Here is a 17,045-nt window from a genome sequence, read left to right as displayed (position 1 = left end):
CCCGGTTTGCAAAGAATTAGGTGACTGGTCGCCGGTGGTGCACGCGATGCAGTACCGACAACTCGGCGACACCGGCGCGCGCGTCTCGGAGCTGTGCTTCGGGACGTGGCGGTTCGGGCGGGAGACGAACGGCGTGACGGAGACGACGCGCGAGGGGGCACACGAGCTGCTCGACGCCGCCCACGAGGCGGGCGTCAACTTCGTGGACACCGCGAACGTCTACGGCACGCCGAACGGCCGCAGCGAGCGGTTCGTCGGCGAGTGGCTCGAGGACCGCGACCGCGAGGAGTTCGTGCTCGCGTCGAAGGTGTACTTCCCGTTCGACGAGGAGGACCCGAACGGCCGCGGGCTCTCCCGGAAGCACATCCTCGACCAGGTCGAGGGGTCGCTGAACCGCCTCGGGACCGACTACCTCGACGTCTACTACCTCCACCGGTGGGACGAACAGACGCCCATCGAGGAGACGCTGCGCGCGCTCAACCACCTCGTGGAGTCCGGGAAGGTCCACTACCTCGGCGCGTCGACGATGGCCGCCTGGCAGCTCACGAAGGCCCAGCTGACCGCCGAGAAGGAGGGGCTGGCGACGTTCGACGTCACGCAGCCGCTCCACCACGCCGGCTACTACGAGGACGTCCGCGAGTACCTCGACGTCTGCGCCGACCAGGGGTTCGCGGTCTGCAACTACTCGCCGCTGGCCGGCGGGTTCCTCACCGGGAAGTACGAGCGCGCGGACCCCGACGACCCGGAGGCAGTCGTCGCGCCGGACGACGCGCGGGGGAGCTTCGACGACCTGTTCGGCGACTACTACGCCTCCGAGCGCGGCTGGAAGGTCCTCGAGGCGGTCCGCGCGGTCGCCGACGAGGTGGACGCGACGCCCGCGCAGGTGGCGCTCCGGTGGCTGATGGACTGGGAGGACTTCGCGTGCATCCCCATCGTGGGCGCGCGGACGCCCGAGCAACTGCGGGAGAACGTCGCGGCGACCGAGGTGTCCCTGAGCGACGACCAGTGGGACCGCATCATGGACGCCCGCTACCGGCCCGACGGGACGCTCTGGGGGCACTGAGCCGGCGCGGCGGTCGCCTCCGCCTCCGTCGGCGATCCGTGGGCGTGGACCGCTATCCGGTGTTGGTCATGCCGCCGTCGACGACGAGGCTCTCGCCGTTGACGTACGAGGAGCGGTCGCTGGCGAGGTACAGCGCGGCGTCGGCGACCTCCTCGGGCTGGCCGAACCGGCGCGACGGGATGGTCTCGAGGAAGTGCTCGCTGTGCTCCGAGCCGACGATGGGGACGTCGTCGGTGGTCATCTGCGTCTCGATGAGGCCCGGGTGGATGGCGTTCACGCGCACGCCCTCCGGTCCGAGCTCCGAGGCGAGCGCGTACGTCATCAGCCGGACGGCGCCCTTCGTCGCGCAGTACGTGACGAAGCCCGCCGACCCCTCCAGGCCGGCGACGCTGGAGAGGTTCACGATGGTGCCGCCGCCGTCCTCGAGCATCGCTCGCGCGGCGTACTGGGCGCCGAAGTAGACGCCCTTGACGTTGACGGAGAACAGCTGGTCGAAGTCGTCCTCGGTGACCTCGGTGAACGCCTGCCGGCGGAAGATGCCGGCGTTGTTCACCATGACGTCGACGCCGCCGAAGGCGTCCGCGGCGTCGACGGCGGCCTCGAGGTCGTCGAGGTCGCTGACGTCGCAGTCCACGTACGTCGCGTCGACGCCGTGGTCCTCGCTGACGGCCTCGTCGGTCGGCGCGCCTCCTTCCCGGGGCTCCCGCTGGACGTCCGCGACGACGACGTCCGCGCCCGCCGCGGCGAACCGGTCGGCGATCGCTCGGCCGTTGCCGCTCGCGGCGCCAGTGATCACTGCGGTGCGTCCGTCCAGGAGTGGGTCTGCCATTGCGGCCGGAGTGTCACCGCGGCCCACCGTAAACCTTCCTGGCGCCGGGCGGGGTCGGCCGGCACAAATCTTTTTGGCGCCGTCGGTCCCTGTGGGGGTATGCAGTTCTTCCGAGTGACCCGCGACGGCGCGCCGCGACTCGTCGTCCGCGAGGACCGAGAGGCGGAGGCCTACGACGTGACCGCGGCCAGGCGGGGCCTGCGAACGTACCGCGACCTGCTGTCGGCGACCACCATCGCGGACGCGGAGCCGGACGAGGTCGTCCGGTGGCTGCGCGCCGACGCCGACCCCGTGCCGCGCGAGCGATTGGCGGCCGACGCGAAGCGGCCGCTCGACCCGGACGAGGTCTGGGCCGCGGGCGTCACGTACCGCATCAGCGAGGACGCCCGGGAGTCCGAGAGCGGGACGCCGGACATCTACGTCGACGTCTACGACAGCGAGCGCCCGGAGGTCTTCTTCAAGGCGACGCCGAGCCGGACGGTCGGGCCGGGCGAGGCGGTGGGCGTCCGGGCCGACTCCTCGTGGGACGTCCCCGAGCCGGAGCTCGGGCTCGTCCTCTACGAGGGCGAGATCGTCGGGTACACGGTGGGCAACGACGTGAGCAGCCGCGACATCGAGGGCGCGAACCCCCTCTACCTCCCGCAGGCGAAGATCTACGACCGGTCGTGTGCGGTCGGCCCGTGCGTGGTCTCGCCGGCCGGCATCGACCCGGCGGACGTGGCGGTTTCGCTGGTCGTCGAGCGCGACGGCGGCGTCGTCTACGAGGGGACGACGTCGACGGCGAAGATGGTGCGCTCGTACGACGAACTCGCGTCGTACTTCCGGCGGCACAACGCCGTCCCCGAACTCGCGGTGCTGCTCACGGGCACGACGCTCGTGCCCGGGGACGACTTCACGCTCCGCCCGGGCGACGTCACCCGCATCGAGATCGAGGGCGTCGGCGTGCTGGAGAACCCGGTCGTCGAGGTCTGAGGCCGCCCGGCGGAGCGGACGCGGACCCCGAGACCGGCCACGGCTGGTTTGGTAATGCCGAACGCGAGACTGCCGCGGGCGGCCGAATCGCCGGAGCGGACGGCCTACGGGCGCCCGCCGTTACAGCAATATACCTGTAAGTTCGTCAGCAGTATTACATCCGTACATCAGTAACGGTTAGGGAGCGACTGACGCCCACTTCGACCGGTCGATCGGCAACCCGCGGCGAGGTGGCCGGTATCTGATAAAGAACACGCGCCGATTCGGTATCGCAAAACGAGACCTGGCGTGTGTGAACACACCGCACGGTACGACGGGGCACAGAGAGCGCCTCGAGCGAGAGGCCAGTCGAGTGACGCCGTGCGGTTTGGAGTGGCCAAAGCGCCACGGCTGAGCCGGGGGCGCTCACTCGGTGATGGTGTTGACGTTCACCTCGCTGATGTTCGTCGCGCGGATGATCTCCTCGGCGAGCGAGGACTCGACGTCCTCGGCCCGCAGCCGGCTCGTCGGCCCGGAGACGGAGAGCGCGCCCAGGACGTCGCCGCCGCTCGTCGTCACCGGCGCGCCGACCGCCCGGATGCCCACCATCTGCTCCTCGTCGTTGACGGCGTACCCCTGCTCGCGGACCGTCTCGAGCTCCTCGAGGAGGGCCGACGTCGTCGTGATCGTGTTCGGCGTGCGCTGGACCATCCCGTGCCGGTCGAGGATGTCGGCGACGCGCTCCTCGGGGAGCCGGGAGAGGATCGACTTCCCGACCGCCGTGCAGTGGTGGTGCTCGATCGGCTCCTCGCGCTTCCGCGTGTGGTACTCGGTACCGACGGCGTTCTCGCCGAACTCCTCGTACAGGGTGACGAGCCGCCCGTCGTGGTCGACGACGAGGTGCGCGCACTCGCCGGTCTCCTCGGCGAGCCGCTCGACCTGCTCGGCGGCGGCCTGGTAGATCGGGCTCTTGTTCCGGACGTGCTCGCCCAGCGGGAGCAACAGCGGCCCCAGCCGGTACTCGTCGCCCTCCTGGACGACGTAGCCGCGCTGCTTGAGCGTCGCCAGGTGCGTGTGCACGGACCCCGGCGAGAGCCGCGAGTGGTCCGCGATCTCCGAGACCGTCGCTTCGTTGGCGTCCCGGAGGTACTCCAGGATCTCGAAGGCGTTCTCGACCGATTTCACCGTCCGCGTCTCCGCGCCCCCTGTCATGGGAGTCAGTTGCACACCGACCCACTCATATCTTTTGGTATCGCCAAACCAGACGGCGAAGCGGGGGCGATTCGCCGCCCTCCAAAAACTTATCCGGACCTCCGTGCTTCTCTCCGCTGATGACACGCACTCACAGAGAGGCAGGACTGTACGTCGACGGCGAGTGGCGAACGGACACGGGCGACAGCATCGAGAGCACGAACCCCGCCGACACCACGGAGGTCGTGGGCACCGTCGCCAGCGGCGACAGGGCTGCCGCGGCCGACGCCATCGACGCGGCGAACCGCGCGCAGGCCGCGTGGCGCGAGCTGTCCGCCCACGACCGCGGCGCGTACCTCCACGACGCCGCCGACGCCGTCGACTCCCGGTTCGACGACCTCGTCGAACTCGTCTCCCGGGAGATGGGCAAGACCCGGGCGGCGGCCGAGGGCGAACTCCAGCGGACCGTCGACCTCCTGAACTACTACGCCGAGGTCGCCCGCGACGCCGGCGGCGTCGCGCCGCCGAGCGCCAGCGACGACACCGTCGCGTACACCACGCGCGAGCCCTGGGGGACGGCGTCGATCATCACGCCCTGGAACTACCCCATCGCCATCCCGACCTGGAAGATCGCGCCCGCGCTCGTCGCCGGCAACACGGTCGTCTTCAAGCCCGCCTCGCAGACGCCGACCGCCGCGAGCGAACTCGTCCGCGCGTTCGACGAGGCCGGCCTGCCGGACGGCGTCCTGAACTTCGTCCCCGGGCCCGGCCGTTCGGTCGGCGACGAACTGACGACCAGCGACGGCGTCGACGTCGTCTCGTTCACCGGGAGCTACGACGTCGGGAGCGCGGTCCAGCAGTCCGCCGCCGACGCCGGGAAGCGCGTCCAGTGCGAGATGGGCGGGAAGAACCCCCTCATCGTCGACGAGACCGCCGACCTCGACCTCGCCGTGGACCTCACCATCGGCGGCGGCGTCTCCGGGCTCGCCGGCCAGGCGTGCACGGCGACCAGCCGCGTGCTCGTCTTCGAGTCCGTCGCCGACGACTACCTCGACCGCCTCCTCGACCGCGTCGACTCCCTCGACGTCGGCGACCCGCTCGCCGACGGCGTCGACGTGGGTCCGAAGTCCTCCGCGGAGGAACTGGAAAGCGACCTCGAGTACGTCGACATCGCACGCGAAGAGGGCGCGACCCTCGCGGCCGGCGGGAGCCGCCTCACGGGCGGCGACTACGAGAACGGCCACTTCGTCGAGCCGACCGTCTTCACGGACGTCGACCCGGAGATGCGGATCGCCCAGGAGGAGGTGTTCGGCCCGGTGCTGTCGGTCATCGAGGTCTCGGACTTCGAGGAGGCCGTGGAGGTCGCCAACGGCGTCGAGTACGGGCTCTCCGCGTCCATCTGCACGAACCGCCTCGACCACGCCAAGGAGTTCGTCGACGACGTCGAGACCGGCGTCGTGAAGGTCAACCAGACGACCACGGGCGTCGAGATGCAGATGCCGTTCGGCGGCCGAAAACACTCCAGCACGGAGACGTACAAGGAGCAGGGCCGGCAGGCCGTGGAGTTCTACACGCACGAGAAGGCCGTCTACGTGACGCACTACGACGGCGACTAGCGCGAGACCGGACCGCCGGAGTCCGGTCGCGTCCGGTCTCCCGCTCCGGGAGCGCCGACCAGACTCGTCCCAGAGGCCTCACTCACCCCCGGACGACTCACTCGGCTCGAACGCCTCACTCGACTCGCCCGGGACGCCTCACTCGCCCCGGACCGCCTCACTCGCCCCGGAACGCCTCACTCGCCCCGGAACGCCTCACTCGCCCCGGAACTTCTCAGGCCTCGAAGGCGGTGTTGCTGAACCCGCCGTCGACGGTGAGCACCTCGCCGGTGGTGTAGGAGGCGGCGTCGCTCGCGAGGTAGATGGCGGCGCCGACCAGTTCGTCGGGCTCCCCCATGCGCCCGGGTTCGGTCTTCCGCTCGACTTCGCGGCGCCGCTCGGTCCCCTCGGCGTACGCGTCCGCGGTCTGGGGCGTCAGGATGAACCCCGGGCGGATGGCGTTCACGCGCACGTCCGGCCCGAACTCTTTGGCCGCGACGCGCGTGTACGCGTCCGTGCCGCCCTTCGCCGCCGAGTACGCGCCCGTCTCGGGCATCGCGAGCGTCGCGCCCATCGAGGAGACGGTGACGATGCTGCCCTCGTCCATCGCCGGCTCGAACGCCTGGCACGCGCGGTGGACGCCCGACAGCTGGACGTCGAGGACGCGCCCCCAGTCGTCCTCGGAGACCGACGCGATGGGGTCCCGGGCGATGGCGCTCTGTGAGGTGACCAGGACGTCGACGCCGCCGAACTCCTCGACGACCCGGTCCCGGAGTGCGAGGAGTGACTCGCGGTCGGTCACGTCGCACGTCTCGACGAGCGTCTCCGCGCCCGCCGACCGGAGCTCCTCGGCCGTCGCCTCCACGGCGGACTCGGTGCGGCTCGACGCGACCACGTCGGCGCCGTCCGCCGCGAACCCGACGGCGATGGCGCGCCCGATGCCGCTCGTCCCGCCGACGACGACCGCTCGCTTCCCGTCCACGGTCACGCGGTTGGTGGTGTCACCCATACGCTCCGTTCCCCCCCGTCGGCACTTATCTCATTGGGTGACCGCGGGACGCGCCGACTGACGCGACGGAAAACGTTTTGTGCGTCTTCGGGCAACCAACGACCCAGTACATGCACGACGTCACAGTGGTCGGCGGGGGGTGTGTCGGCTGCTCGGTCGCCAAACACCTCGCGGAGCGGTCGTCGCTCGACGTCGCCGTCGTCGAGAAGGAGTACCACCTCGCCGCCCACCAGAGCGGCCGGAACTCCGGCGTCCTCCACCCGGGGTTCAACTACGAGCCGGGCTCGCTGAAGGCGCGGTTCGCCACCGAGGGGACGCGCCGACTCAAGGAGTACGCCGCCGAACACGGCATCCCGCTCGACGAGTGCGGCGTCGTCGTGACCGCCCTCGACGACGCCGAGGAGCGCCGACTCGGGGACCTCCGCGAGCAGGCCGACGCCAACGGCGTCGAGACGACGCTGCTGTCCGGCAGCGAGGAGGTCCGGGAGTACGAGCCGAACGCCGCCGGGCAGGCCGCGCTGTACTGCCCGGAGGCCGCGTCCATCGACTCCCAGGAGTACGTCTACGCGCTCGCGTCCGAACTGAAAGACGCCGGCGTCGACTTCTACGTCGGCCACCGCGTCGACGAGGTCCGCGACGACGGGTCGTCGCTCGCGCTCGAGACGAGCAACGGCCGACTCGAGACGCGGTACCTCGTGAACGCGGCGGGCCTGCACGCCGACGAGCTCGCCCACCAGCTCGGCGTCGGCCGCGCCTACCAAATCGTGCCGTTCCGCGGCGAGTACTACGAGCTCGTCCCCGACCGCCAGTCGCTCGTCGAGTCGATGATCTACCCCGTGCCCGACCCCGACCTGCCGTTCCTCGGCGTCCACTACACGCGCCGCACCGACGACAAGGTCATCGTCGGCCCGAACGCGGTGCTCGCGTTCGGCCGCGAGGCCTACCGGAACACGGACGTCTCGCCGCGGGACCTCTACGACACACTCACCTACCGGGGCTTCTGGCGGCTCATGGCGTCCCGGGAGATGGCGTCGGTCGCGTGGGACGAACTCAACAAGTCCTACCGGAAGTCGGCGTTCGTCGCGGCCGCGCGCCGCCTGCTCCCCGGCGTCACCGAGCGGGACTTCGCGAAGAGCTACGCGGGCATCCGCGCGCAGGTGGTCGCCGCCGACGGCCGCCTCGTCAAGGAGCCGCTGTTCGAGCACGGTCCGCGGTCGACGCACGTCCTCAACGCCGTCTCGCCGGGCCTCACGTCGTCGCTGCCGTTCGGCGACCACCTCGCCGAACGGGTGCTGGAGCGCTTCGACTGACCCCCGGAGTGCGGCCGCCCGGGCTCAGAGGTTCGACGCGCCCGCGCCGCCGTCGATTGTCACCGTCTCGCCGTTGATGTAGCCCGCCTGGGGCGACGAGAGGAACGCGACCGTCCGCCCGAGCTCCATCGGGTCGCCGGTCCGCCCAACGGGGATGCCGGTGCGGTGGTCCTCGAGGCCGTCCTCGTAGTCCTCGTAGTCGCCGCGCTCGACGCCCTGCTCGATGACCTCCTGCACGCGCGGCGTCTCGTGGACGCCCGGCAGCACGGCGTTCACGCGGACGTCGGGCGCCAGCTCCTTCGAGAGCGTCTTCTCCAGGCCGATGACGCTCATGCGCACGGAGTTCGAGAGCACGAGCCCGTCGATGGCCTCCTTCACGCTGCTGGACGCGATGTTGACGACGGTGCCGCCGCCGTCCTGGAGGTGGGGGTTGGCCTCGCGGACGAGCCGGACGACGCTCATCACGAGCAGGTCGTAGGCCTCGTACCAGTCCCTGTCGGACTTCTCGAGGAACGGCCCGCTCGGCGGGCCGCCCGCGCTCGTGACGAGGTGGTCGACCGTCCCGAACTCCTCGACGGTCCGGTCGACGAGCGCTTCGACGTCGTCGGGGTCGGTGAGGTCCCCGGGCTGGCCGACGACCTCGCCGGTCGCGTCCTCGCGGACGTCCGCGACCGCGTCCGCGAGCCGCTGTTCGTCCCGGCCGTTCATCACGACGTTCGCGCCCTCCATCGCGAGCGCGCGAGCCGAAGCCATCCCGAGACCGCTACTCGACGCCGTCACGAGCGCCGCGTCGCCCTGTAGTTGCAGGTCCATGCACGTCCATCTGCGGCCACGTCGCATAAAAGTTCACGTGCGGCGGCGCGGTCGCGGACCGATCGCAGTCACAGTGCCGGGGCCACCACGGGGCTGCCGCCGTCGAGCGCGCTACAGCGCGTTCCGGTAGATCTGGAGGACGTCCTCGCGGTCGAGGTCGCGGGGGTTCCGGTCGATGTTGTGCTGGGAGTACTCGAAGGCGATGTCGGCGAACGACTCGAGTTCCTCGTCGTCGAGGTCGCCGAGGTGGCCGATGGCGGTGGGGACGCCGACGTCCTCGGTGAGCTCGAAGACGGCGTCGACGGCCGCGTACGCGCGGTCGAGCGTCGACCCCTCGGCGTCGGCCCCGAGGAGGTCGGCGACGTCCGCGAACCGCTCGGGCTCGGCCGGCACGTTGTACTCCATGACGTGGGGCAGCAGCATCGCGTTCGCGCGGCCGTGGCCGACGCCGTACTCGGAGCCCAGGGGGTACGTCAGCGCGTGCACCGCGCCCAACCCGGAGTTGACGAACGCCTGCCCGGCGACGGTCGCCGCGAGGCTCATGTCGTACCGGGCCTCGTCGTTGTCGCCGCCCTGGAGGACCGCGCCCCGGAGGCTCGACCCGACCAGCCGGATGGCCTCCCGCGCGAGGGCGTCCGAGTACGGCGTCCGGAGCGTCGACACGTAGCTCTCGACGGCGTGCGTGAGCGTGTCGAGCCCGGTCGCCGCGGCCACCGGCTTCGGCAGCGAGCGCGTGAGTTCGGCGTCGACGACCGCGAGGTCGGCGAACAGCGCCTCGTCGTAGACGACGCGCTTGACGCCCTCGTCGTCGGAGAACACGCCGATGTGGGTCACCTCGCTGCCGGTGCCCGCGGTCGTCGGCACGAGCGCGAGCGGCCGGCCCGCGCCGGGGACGTTCCCCATCCCGAGCGTGTCCGTGATGGGGACGTCGTAGTCCGCGAGCGCCGACGCCAGCTTCGCCGTGTCGAGGACGCTGCCGCCGCCCGCGCCGACGACTGCGTCGTGGCCGCCCTCGCGGAGCACGTCGACGGCGTCCTCGACCATCGAGAGCTTCGGCTCGGGCTTCACGTCGGTGAAGAAGTCGACGGACGCGCCCGCGTCCTCGAGGGCGTCCACGACGGGGTCGGTGACGCCCGCGTCGACGATGTTCGCGTCGGAGACGACGAGCGCGCTGTCCACGTCGCGGTCGGCAGCGAAGCCGGCGAGTTCCGACGTCGAGCCGAGCCCGTAGGCGATTCTGTCGGGACTCTGGACGCTGTACGTGCTGGTGCGCGAGGCTAACCCGTCGAGCATGCTTGCGTAATTCGCCTAACCCGAAATATAAGTTGCGCCACCGGGTATCGCGTCCCGTGACACTGCTGCCATGACCGACTCGACCCCCGACGTCGTCGTGCTGCGCGGGACCGCCCACGGAATGCCGAGCGAACGCTGCGCGCAGCGGCTCCGGGAGCGCTGCCCGGACCGCGACGTCAGACTCGCCGCGACGCCGGCCGAGGAACGCGACCTGGTCGCGGACGCGCCCGTCGTGACCGGGCTGCGACTCGACCCCGAACTGCTCGAGAGCGCGTCGTCGATGCGGCTGTTCGCCGCCGCGTCCGCCGGCGTCGACCACCTCCCGCTGGACGACCTCGCGGAGCGCGGCGTCGCCGTGACGAACGCCTCCGGCGTGCACGCGCCGAACATGGCCGAGCAGGTGCTCGGGAACCTGCTCGTGTTCGCGCGCAACCTCCACGAGGGCTGGCGCCGGCAGGCCAGAAGCGAGTGGCGGCACTTCCGCGGCGCCGAGCTCAACGGGAGCACGGTCACCGTCGTCGGGATGGGCGCCATCGGCGAGCGGACGCTCGAACTGCTCGAGCCGTTCGGCGTCGAGCGGGTCGGCGTCCGCCACACGCCCTCGAAGGGCGGTCCGGCCGAGGAGGTGCTCGGGTACGACGACGACCTCCACGGCGCGTTCGCGCGCTCGGACTACGTGGTCCTCGCGTGCCCGCTCACGGAGACGACCCGGGGGCTCGTCGACGAACAGGCCTTCCGGACGCTGCCGCCGCACGCCGTCCTCGTGAACGTCGCGCGCGGCGGCGTCGTCGACACGGACGCGCTCGTCGCCGCCGTCCAGGGCAACAAGATCGGGGGCGCCGCCCTCGACGTCACCGACCCCGAACCGCTGCCCGGCGACCACCCCCTCTGGGACTTCGAGAACGTCCACATCACGCCGCACAACGCCGGCGGCACCGACCACTACTGGGAGCGCCACGCCGACATCCTCGCGCGGAACCTCGACCGGGTCGACGAGACCGGCTCGTACGACGGCCTCGAGAACCAGGTCGTCTCGCCAACCGAGTAGGGAGGCTGTGCCGTACTGGCACACCACAACCTATTTTTCCGGTCGCCGCCGACTCCACGAACACATGGCGAAGTGGACCGAAACGAAGCCAGGCGAGGACCTCTACCGAGTACTAGCGCCGGACGGGTCGCCGGTCGACGACCAGCCGGACGTCGACGACGAGACCCTGCGGCGGCTCTACGAGACGATGCGGCTGTCCAGGGTCTACGACGAGAAGATGCTGCGACTGCAGCGCCGCGGCGAGATCAGCATCCTCTCGCGGAGCGTCGGCGAGGAAGCCATCCCCGTCGGGAGCGTGGCGGCCCTGCAGGCCGGCGACTGGTGTTTCCCGACGTACCGGCAGACGCCGACGAAGCTCTACTGGGGCGGCTCGCTCGCCAGGGCGGTCGCCGGCCTGATGGGCGCCGAACCGGAGACCGTCGACGAACACCTCCCTGTCGAGGACGGCCCGCCCGTGAACTTCTCGCCGGTGTACATCCCGCTGGCGTCGAACGTCCCGAACGCCGCGGGCTCCGCGATGACGGACGCCCTCGACGACGGGGACGCCGTCACGCTGTCGTACATCGGGGACGGCTCGACGAGCGAGGGCGACTTCTACGAGGGGCTGAACTTCGCCGGCGTCTTCGACGCGCCGGCGGTCACCGTCGTCCACAACAACCAGTGGGCGATCTCCGTGCCCCGGCACCGCCAGACCGCCGCCGACACGTACGCCCAGAAAGCCGAGGCAGCGGGCATCCCCCACCGGCGCGTCGACGGCAACGACGTGCTCGCGGTCCACGAGGCGGCCCGGGAGGCGGTCGAGCGCGCCCGCGACGGCGGCGGCCCGATGCTGCTGGAGTGCGTCACGTACCGCGTCGACGACCACAACACCGCGGACGACGCGGGCGCGTACCGCGACGACAGCCAGCTCGAGTACTGGCGGGACCGCGACCCCATCGACCGCCTGGAGGCGTACCTCCTCGCGGAGGGCGTCCTCGACGAGGCGGCCGTCGAAGCCGTCGAAGCCGACGCCACCGAGCGCGTCGAGGCCGCCGTCGAGCGCGCCCGCGAGGTGCCGACGTCGGACCCCCAGCGCATCTTCGACAACCACCTCCGCGGCGACTCCTGGACCGAGCGCCACCAGCGCGCGGAACTGCGCGCCGAGCGCCACGGCGACAACCCCTTCGTCGACTACACGGGGTCGTGGGCGGCGGCCGACGACCGCCCGCTCGCCGCCCTCGGCGGCAGCGTCCCGGACGGCGACGCCACCGAGGTGAACCTCGTGACGGCCGTCCGGGACGCGCTCGACGGCGAGCTTGCCCGCGACGACTCGGTGCGCCTGCTCGGCTACGACGTCGGGCCCATCGGCGGCGTGTTCCGCGCGACGGAGGGCCTCTACGAGGAGTACGGCGGCGACCGCGTCGTCGACACGCCGCTCTCGGAGAACGGCATCCTCGGCGCCGCCGTCGGCATGGCGATGCGCGGCGAGCGCGTCGTCCCCGAGATCCAGTTCATGGGGTTCTTCTACCCCGCCTTCGGCCAGTTCATGTACTCGCTCGCGAAGATGCGCGAGCGCTCCGGCGGCGCGTTCGACCTGCCGCTGACGGTGCGCGTGCCCTACGGCGGCGGCATCAAGTCCAGCGAGTACCACTCCGAGTCCACGGAGTCGCTGTTCGTGCACACGCCCGGCGTGCGCGTCGTCTGCCCGAGTTCGCCCGCCCAGGCGAAGGGGCTGCTGGCGGCGAGCATCCGCCACGACGACCCCGTGATGTTCCTCGAACCGAAGGCGAAGTACCGGACGCAGACCGAGACCGTCCCAGACGACCCCTACACGCTGCCGCTGGACGAACCGCGGCTGGTCCGCGAGGGCAGCGACGTCACCGTGCTCACGTGGGGCGCGATGGTCGAGGAGGCCGTCGCGGCCGCCGACGGCGTCGCCGCCGACGTGGAGGTGCTGGACCTCCGGACGCTGTCGCCGCTGCCCGTCGAGGCGGTGCTGGCGTCCGTGAAGAAGACCGGCCGCTGCGTCGTCCTCCACGAGGCGCGGCGGCGGGTCGGCGTCGGCGCGGAACTGTCCGCGCTCGTCAACGAGTACGCCGTCGACCACCTCGAGGCGCCGATCAAGCGCGTGACCGGCTACGACGTCCACTTCCCCGGCCACCAGACCGAGGACGCCTACCTCCCGGACGCCGACCGCGCGCGCGCCGGCATCGAGGCGGTGCTCTCCTACGAGTACTGACCGACGAGGCCTCGCAGGGACTGGCCGAACGCGGCCCGCTTGGGCAAGCTATTTTCCAGCTGCCGCGAATGGGGAGGGTATGTCCGCGTACACCTACGAGATCGAACTGGAGCCCCAGTACCGGGACCTCGACCCGAACGGCCACGTCAACCAGGCCGTCTACTCGAGCTACTGCGAGCAGGCCCGCGCGAAGTACTGGGAGGACGTCATCGGACAGCGCCACGACCGCGCCGAGCTCGCGCTCGTGAAGCTCGAACTGGAGTACAGCGCGGAGATCCTGCTCGGGGAGACGGTGACGGTCCGCCAGCGAATCGGCGAGCTCGGGGAGTCGAGCATCCCCATCGAGTACGAGCTGTCGACGGACGGCGAGACGGCCGCCACCGGCTCCGTCGTGTTGCTGTCCTACGACCGGGAGGCGCGCGAACCGGCGCCGATCCCCCAGGAGTGGCGGGACGCCATCGTCGAGTACGAGGGACACGACGCCGAGTGACGGCGCGCGAGAAGTAGTCGGCGGCGCCGGGCGGATTACCCGAGCCGCTTGGAGATGACGGGCGTGAACAGGGAGAGCGCCGCGAGCACCAGGATGGCCATCGCGAGCGGGCTCGTGTAGAAGATCTCCCAGGAGCCGTCAGAGAGCTGGAGCGACCGGCGGAGGTTCGACTCCGCGATGGGGCCCAGGATGAGCCCCAGTACCATCGGCGCGAGTGGGTAGCCGTCCATGCGTAACACGAACCCGAGCAGGCCGGCGGCGACCATCGTCCACACGTCGAAGATGCCGCCGCGGAGCGCGAACGACCCGACGACGCAGAGCACGATGATGACCGGCCAGAGGTACTGGGCCGGGAAGTTGATGACCCGCACCCAGAGGTGCGTGCCGAGCAGGCCCGCCACGAGGATGACCACGTACACCAGGAAGAACCCGATGAAGATGGAGAACACGAGCCCGGTCTCGTCTTCGAACAGCCCGGGGCCGGGACGGATGCCGTGCACGAGCAGGGCGCCGATGAGGATGGCCGTCACGGAGTCCCCGGGGATGCCGAGCACGAGCGTCGGCACGAGCGCGCCGCCCGTGCTGGCGTTGTTCCCGGACTCCGCGGCGGCGACGCCGCGGAGGTTGCCCTCGCCGAACGGCGGCGTCACCTTCTTCGCCCAGCGCTTCGTCTCGTTGTACGTGACGAACGACGCGATGTCGCCGCCCGCACCGGGAAGCGCGCCGATGAACGTGCCGGCGACGCTGGAACCGAAGACGGTCCCCTTGATCTCCCGGAGGTCCGAGAGGCTCGGCGTGACGTCCGAGAGGTCCTGTTCGACCTCGAGCTGGTCGATGCCCTCGCGGTAGCGGTTGAACGCCTCCGCGAGCCCGAACAGCCCGATCATCACCGCGATGAACTGGATGCCCGAGGTCAGCACGGTGATGTCGAACGTGAACCGGGGGAAGCCCGTCGTCGGGTCGAGGCCGACCGTCGCGATGAGCATCCCCATCAGGCCCGTGATCATGCCCTTCACGACGGAGTCCCCGCTGACGCTCGCGATGATGGTCAGCCCGAAGAACGCGAGCGCGAAGTACTCCGGCGACCGGAACTCGAGGGCGAACTGCGCGATCTGCGGGGCGATGAACGTGAGGAGGACGACGCTGACGGCGCCGCCGACGAACGACGCGACGGTCGCGATGCCGATGGCCTTGCCCGCGCGGCCCTGCTGGGCCATCGGGAACCCGTCGAAGATGGTGGCTGCGGCGCTCGGCGTCCCCGGCGTCCGGATGAGGATGGCGGGAATCGACCCCGCGTAGAGGGCGCCGCCGTAGATGCCCAGCAGGAGCATCATCCCCTCCGTGGGCTGCATGCCGAACGTGAACGACACGAGCACGCCGACGGTCATCGTCGCGGTCATGCCGGGGATCGACCCCATGATGATGCCGATGAACACGCCGACGAGGATGAGCAACAGCGGGAACGGCTGGAAGACCAGCGCCGCGCCCTCCGCGAGCCCCGCGAGGACGTTCATCCGTCCACCTCCCGCCGCTCGGACGACGTCATCCCACCACCCCGACCGACAGCATCGACGGCAGGAGCCGACTCACGGGGAGGATCGCGCTCTCCGGGAGGGGGACGTGCAGGAACTCGCCGAAGAGGTAGAACAACGCCAGGGTGACCCCGAACGAGATGGGGACCGTCCGCCGCAGCTCGGAGATGCCGGAGTAGTACATCGCCACCACGAGGAAGGCGACGGTGCCGACGAGGAACCCGAGGTACGGCATCAGGAGGATGTAGCCGACAACCATCGCGGCGACGACGGCGACGGTCTTCACCGCGGAGAGCGATACCTCGTGCGTCTTCGGGTCGCCGCGTTTGACGCGACGGGCGACCTGGACGAGGGCGAAGCCGGCCATGAGGCCGACGATGACGCGCGGGAACAGTGCCGGACCGGTGGCGCCGTACCCACCGGGGAAGTCCTCGCTGACGAAGAACACGGCCGCGGCCAGCAGGAAGACGAGTCCACTGGCGATTTTGTCGGTGTGACTGATTCTGATTGTCATTGTGTTTGCTGGAAGCGACCCGGAGAGTGGTAAAGACTGTGCCGCCTAGACGTCGACTTCTGCGGCGATCTCCTCGAAGCTGTCGTAGGAGTCCTGCATGAAGTCGTTGAACTCGGAGGTATCGCGGTAGATCAGGCCGAACCCGTTCTCGTCCATGAACGACTGGAACTCGTCGGACTCGTAGACGTTGTTGTAGGCCTCGTGGAGCGTCTCGATGCGGTCCTCGTCGGTGTCGTTCGGGACGCCGAGGCCGCGCCACGCGCCCATCGTGAAGTCGACGTTCTCCTCCTGGAGCGTGGGGACGTCGGGCATGATGTCGAGGCGTTCCTCACCGAACACCGCGAGGGTCTTCAGCGGGCCGTCCTCGACCTGCGGGAGGACCTCCGGGGCGCTCGAGGTGGTCGCTTCGACTTCCTCGTTGACGACCGCCTGGGTCGCGGGCGCGCCGCCGTCGTAGCCGACGTGGTCGAGTTCGATGTCGGCCTCGAGTCCGAACCCGACCGCGGAGAGGTGCCAGATGCCGCCCGGGCCGGAGTTCGAGACGCTGATCTCGCCGGGGTTCTCGTCGGCGTAGTCGACGAACTCCTGGAGCGTGTCGTAGGGCGCGTCCTCGCGGACAGTGAGGGCGGCCGGGTCGAAGTTGTACTGCATGATGCCCTGGACGTCCTCGTGGCTGACGTCCGCGATGCCGAGGTGGGAGATGGTCGTGATCTCGACGGTCAGGACGCCGACCGTGTAGCCGTCCGGTTCGGCGTTCGCGACCGCGTTGAACCCGACGCTGCCCGTGCCGCCCGTGCGGTTCTCGACGAACGCGTCGGCCTCGTCGAACTCGTCGCTGACGAGGTTCGCGAGTTCGCGCGCGGTCCGGTCGGTGCCGCCGCCCTCCGCCCAGGGGCAGATCATCGTGATGTCCTGGTTGGGGAAGTTCCCGCCGCCGCCGCCCGAGAGGACGTCCGTACACCCTGCGAGGGCGACCGCGCCGCCGATGGTACCCGCTCCCTTTACGAACTGCCGTCTATTGACTGCGCCATTGTGTGGCATACAACACCCCGTTACAATCTGTGTTACATAAACTTTTGCAGTGCAGGACGTAGTTGCGGGCGGATTCCCCTCGTCTCGGCGCGTAGACGTGACATCGGCGCAACTCGTTACCGGGTCGCGGTCGACCGCCAGCGACCGCGGCCGGCCG

General features: G+C 70.4%; 15 protein-coding genes. 7 read left to right on the top strand and 8 right to left on the bottom strand.

Annotated features, from left to right (window positions below; all coding sequences use genetic code 11):
• The first annotated feature begins 46 nt into the window (after window positions 1-46).
• A complete protein-coding gene (locus tag U5911_RS12260; protein ID WP_336037225.1) occupies window positions 47-1,063 on the top strand; it encodes an aldo/keto reductase in 1,017 nt (338 codons plus the stop codon).
• Between the two features lie 52 nt (window positions 1,064-1,115).
• Here the strand turns inward: U5911_RS12260 and U5911_RS12255 are convergent, their stop codons facing one another.
• Window positions 1,116-1,892 carry an SDR family oxidoreductase gene (locus tag U5911_RS12255; protein WP_336037223.1) on the bottom strand — a complete coding sequence of 259 codons (777 nt, stop codon included), beginning with the start codon at window positions 1,890-1,892 and terminating at the stop codon, window positions 1,116-1,118.
• Window positions 1,893-1,991: 99 nt separating this feature from the next.
• Here U5911_RS12255 and U5911_RS12250 point away from each other — a divergent pair, with 99 nt between their 5' ends.
• The gene (locus tag U5911_RS12250; protein WP_336037222.1) at window positions 1,992-2,864 is read left to right on the top strand and encodes a fumarylacetoacetate hydrolase family protein; all 873 of its coding nucleotides are present in this window, start codon (window positions 1,992-1,994) and stop codon (window positions 2,862-2,864) included.
• 405 nt (window positions 2,865-3,269) lie between these two features.
• On the opposite strand, the gene U5911_RS12245 is transcribed toward U5911_RS12250, so the two are convergent.
• On the bottom strand, window positions 3,270-4,055 hold the full coding sequence (locus tag U5911_RS12245; protein ID WP_336037221.1) for an IclR family transcriptional regulator: 786 nt from the start codon (window positions 4,053-4,055) through the stop codon (window positions 3,270-3,272).
• Between the two features lie 119 nt (window positions 4,056-4,174).
• Here U5911_RS12245 and U5911_RS12240 point away from each other — a divergent pair, with 119 nt between their 5' ends.
• Window positions 4,175-5,650, top strand: a complete 1,476-nt coding sequence (locus U5911_RS12240) for an aldehyde dehydrogenase family protein (protein WP_336037220.1) — start codon at window positions 4,175-4,177, stop codon at window positions 5,648-5,650.
• A gap of 214 nt (window positions 5,651-5,864) precedes the next feature.
• On the opposite strand, the gene U5911_RS12235 is transcribed toward U5911_RS12240, so the two are convergent.
• Window positions 5,865-6,638 (bottom strand): SDR family NAD(P)-dependent oxidoreductase, encoded by a 774-nt coding sequence (locus U5911_RS12235; protein ID WP_336037218.1) that lies wholly within the window; start codon window positions 6,636-6,638, stop codon window positions 5,865-5,867.
• Between the two features lie 110 nt (window positions 6,639-6,748).
• Between U5911_RS12235 and lhgO the strand changes: the two genes are divergently transcribed.
• Window positions 6,749-7,948: an L-2-hydroxyglutarate oxidase gene (lhgO, locus tag U5911_RS12230; RefSeq protein WP_336037216.1), complete on the top strand. Its 1,200-nt coding sequence runs from the start codon at window positions 6,749-6,751 to the stop codon at window positions 7,946-7,948.
• 24 nt (window positions 7,949-7,972) lie between these two features.
• On the opposite strand, the gene U5911_RS12225 is transcribed toward lhgO, so the two are convergent.
• Both U5911_RS12225 and U5911_RS12220 read right to left on the bottom strand, forming a co-directional pair.
• Window positions 7,973-8,761, bottom strand: coding sequence for an SDR family oxidoreductase (locus U5911_RS12225; RefSeq protein ID WP_336037215.1), 789 nt, complete (start codon window positions 8,759-8,761; stop codon window positions 7,973-7,975).
• A gap of 111 nt (window positions 8,762-8,872) precedes the next feature.
• Window positions 8,873-10,054: an iron-containing alcohol dehydrogenase gene (locus U5911_RS12220; protein ID WP_336037213.1), complete on the bottom strand. Its 1,182-nt coding sequence runs from the start codon at window positions 10,052-10,054 to the stop codon at window positions 8,873-8,875.
• 70 nt (window positions 10,055-10,124) lie between these two features.
• Here U5911_RS12220 and U5911_RS12215 point away from each other — a divergent pair, with 70 nt between their 5' ends.
• The 3 genes from U5911_RS12215 (at window position 10,125) to U5911_RS12200 (ending at window position 13,810) form a co-directional block, all read left to right on the top strand.
• Entirely contained in the window at window positions 10,125-11,102 is a 978-nt protein-coding gene (locus tag U5911_RS12215) for a D-2-hydroxyacid dehydrogenase (RefSeq protein WP_336037211.1), read from the top strand.
• A 64-nt stretch (window positions 11,103-11,166) separates the two neighbouring features.
• Window positions 11,167-13,320 carry an alpha-ketoacid dehydrogenase subunit alpha/beta gene (locus tag U5911_RS16815; protein WP_418771536.1) on the top strand — a complete coding sequence of 718 codons (2,154 nt, stop codon included), beginning with the start codon at window positions 11,167-11,169 and terminating at the stop codon, window positions 13,318-13,320.
• Window positions 13,321-13,399: 79 nt separating this feature from the next.
• Entirely contained in the window at window positions 13,400-13,810 is a 411-nt protein-coding gene (locus tag U5911_RS12200; RefSeq protein ID WP_336037209.1) for an acyl-CoA thioesterase, read from the top strand.
• A 35-nt stretch (window positions 13,811-13,845) separates the two neighbouring features.
• On the opposite strand, the gene U5911_RS12195 is transcribed toward U5911_RS12200, so the two are convergent.
• Genes U5911_RS12195 through U5911_RS12185 form a run of 3 tightly spaced genes read right to left on the bottom strand, consistent with a single transcriptional unit; the run spans window position 13,846 to window position 16,897 of the window.
• Window positions 13,846-15,324 (bottom strand): tripartite tricarboxylate transporter permease, encoded by a 1,479-nt coding sequence (locus U5911_RS12195; protein WP_336037208.1) that lies wholly within the window; start codon window positions 15,322-15,324, stop codon window positions 13,846-13,848.
• Window positions 15,325-15,352: 28 nt separating this feature from the next.
• Window positions 15,353-15,856, bottom strand: a complete 504-nt coding sequence (locus U5911_RS12190) for a tripartite tricarboxylate transporter TctB family protein (RefSeq protein WP_336037207.1) — start codon at window positions 15,854-15,856, stop codon at window positions 15,353-15,355.
• A gap of 45 nt (window positions 15,857-15,901) precedes the next feature.
• On the bottom strand, window positions 15,902-16,897 hold the full coding sequence (locus tag U5911_RS12185) for a Bug family tripartite tricarboxylate transporter substrate binding protein (RefSeq protein ID WP_336037206.1): 996 nt from the start codon (window positions 16,895-16,897) through the stop codon (window positions 15,902-15,904).
• Window positions 16,898-17,045 lie beyond the last annotated feature (148 nt).

Source organism: Halobacterium yunchengense (genome assembly GCF_037031165.1).
Classification (GTDB): domain Archaea; phylum Halobacteriota; class Halobacteria; order Halobacteriales; family Halobacteriaceae; genus Halobacterium; species Halobacterium yunchengense.
The sequence above is the reverse complement of the archived record's forward strand: the minus strand, read 5'-3'. Positions and strand labels throughout refer to the sequence as shown.

Bases quoted from the DNA above. Each gene is read 5' to 3' on its own strand.
- U5911_RS12200 (WP_336037209.1), top strand. From the start codon at position 13,400: ATGTCCGCGTACACCTACGAGATCGAACTGGAGCCCCAGTACCGGGAC.
- U5911_RS12185 (WP_336037206.1), bottom strand. From the start codon at position 16,897: ATGCCACACAATGGCGCAGTCAATAGACGGCAGTTCGTAAAGGGAGCG.
- U5911_RS12260 (WP_336037225.1), top strand. From the start codon at position 47: ATGCAGTACCGACAACTCGGCGACACCGGCGCGCGCGTCTCGGAGCTG.
- U5911_RS16815 (WP_418771536.1), top strand. From the start codon at position 11,167: ATGGCGAAGTGGACCGAAACGAAGCCAGGCGAGGACCTCTACCGAGTA.
- U5911_RS12190 (WP_336037207.1), bottom strand. From the start codon at position 15,856: ATGACAATCAGAATCAGTCACACCGACAAAATCGCCAGTGGACTCGTC.
- U5911_RS12240 (WP_336037220.1), top strand. From the start codon at position 4,175: ATGACACGCACTCACAGAGAGGCAGGACTGTACGTCGACGGCGAGTGG.
- U5911_RS12235 (WP_336037218.1), bottom strand. From the start codon at position 6,638: ATGGGTGACACCACCAACCGCGTGACCGTGGACGGGAAGCGAGCGGTC.
- U5911_RS12250 (WP_336037222.1), top strand. From the start codon at position 1,992: ATGCAGTTCTTCCGAGTGACCCGCGACGGCGCGCCGCGACTCGTCGTC.
- U5911_RS12225 (WP_336037215.1), bottom strand. From the start codon at position 8,761: ATGGACCTGCAACTACAGGGCGACGCGGCGCTCGTGACGGCGTCGAGT.
- U5911_RS12255 (WP_336037223.1), bottom strand. From the start codon at position 1,892: ATGGCAGACCCACTCCTGGACGGACGCACCGCAGTGATCACTGGCGCC.
- U5911_RS12245 (WP_336037221.1), bottom strand. From the start codon at position 4,055: ATGACAGGGGGCGCGGAGACGCGGACGGTGAAATCGGTCGAGAACGCC.
- U5911_RS12220 (WP_336037213.1), bottom strand. From the start codon at position 10,054: ATGCTCGACGGGTTAGCCTCGCGCACCAGCACGTACAGCGTCCAGAGT.
- U5911_RS12215 (WP_336037211.1), top strand. From the start codon at position 10,125: ATGACCGACTCGACCCCCGACGTCGTCGTGCTGCGCGGGACCGCCCAC.
- U5911_RS12195 (WP_336037208.1), bottom strand. From the start codon at position 15,324: ATGAACGTCCTCGCGGGGCTCGCGGAGGGCGCGGCGCTGGTCTTCCAG.
- lhgO (WP_336037216.1), top strand. From the start codon at position 6,749: ATGCACGACGTCACAGTGGTCGGCGGGGGGTGTGTCGGCTGCTCGGTC.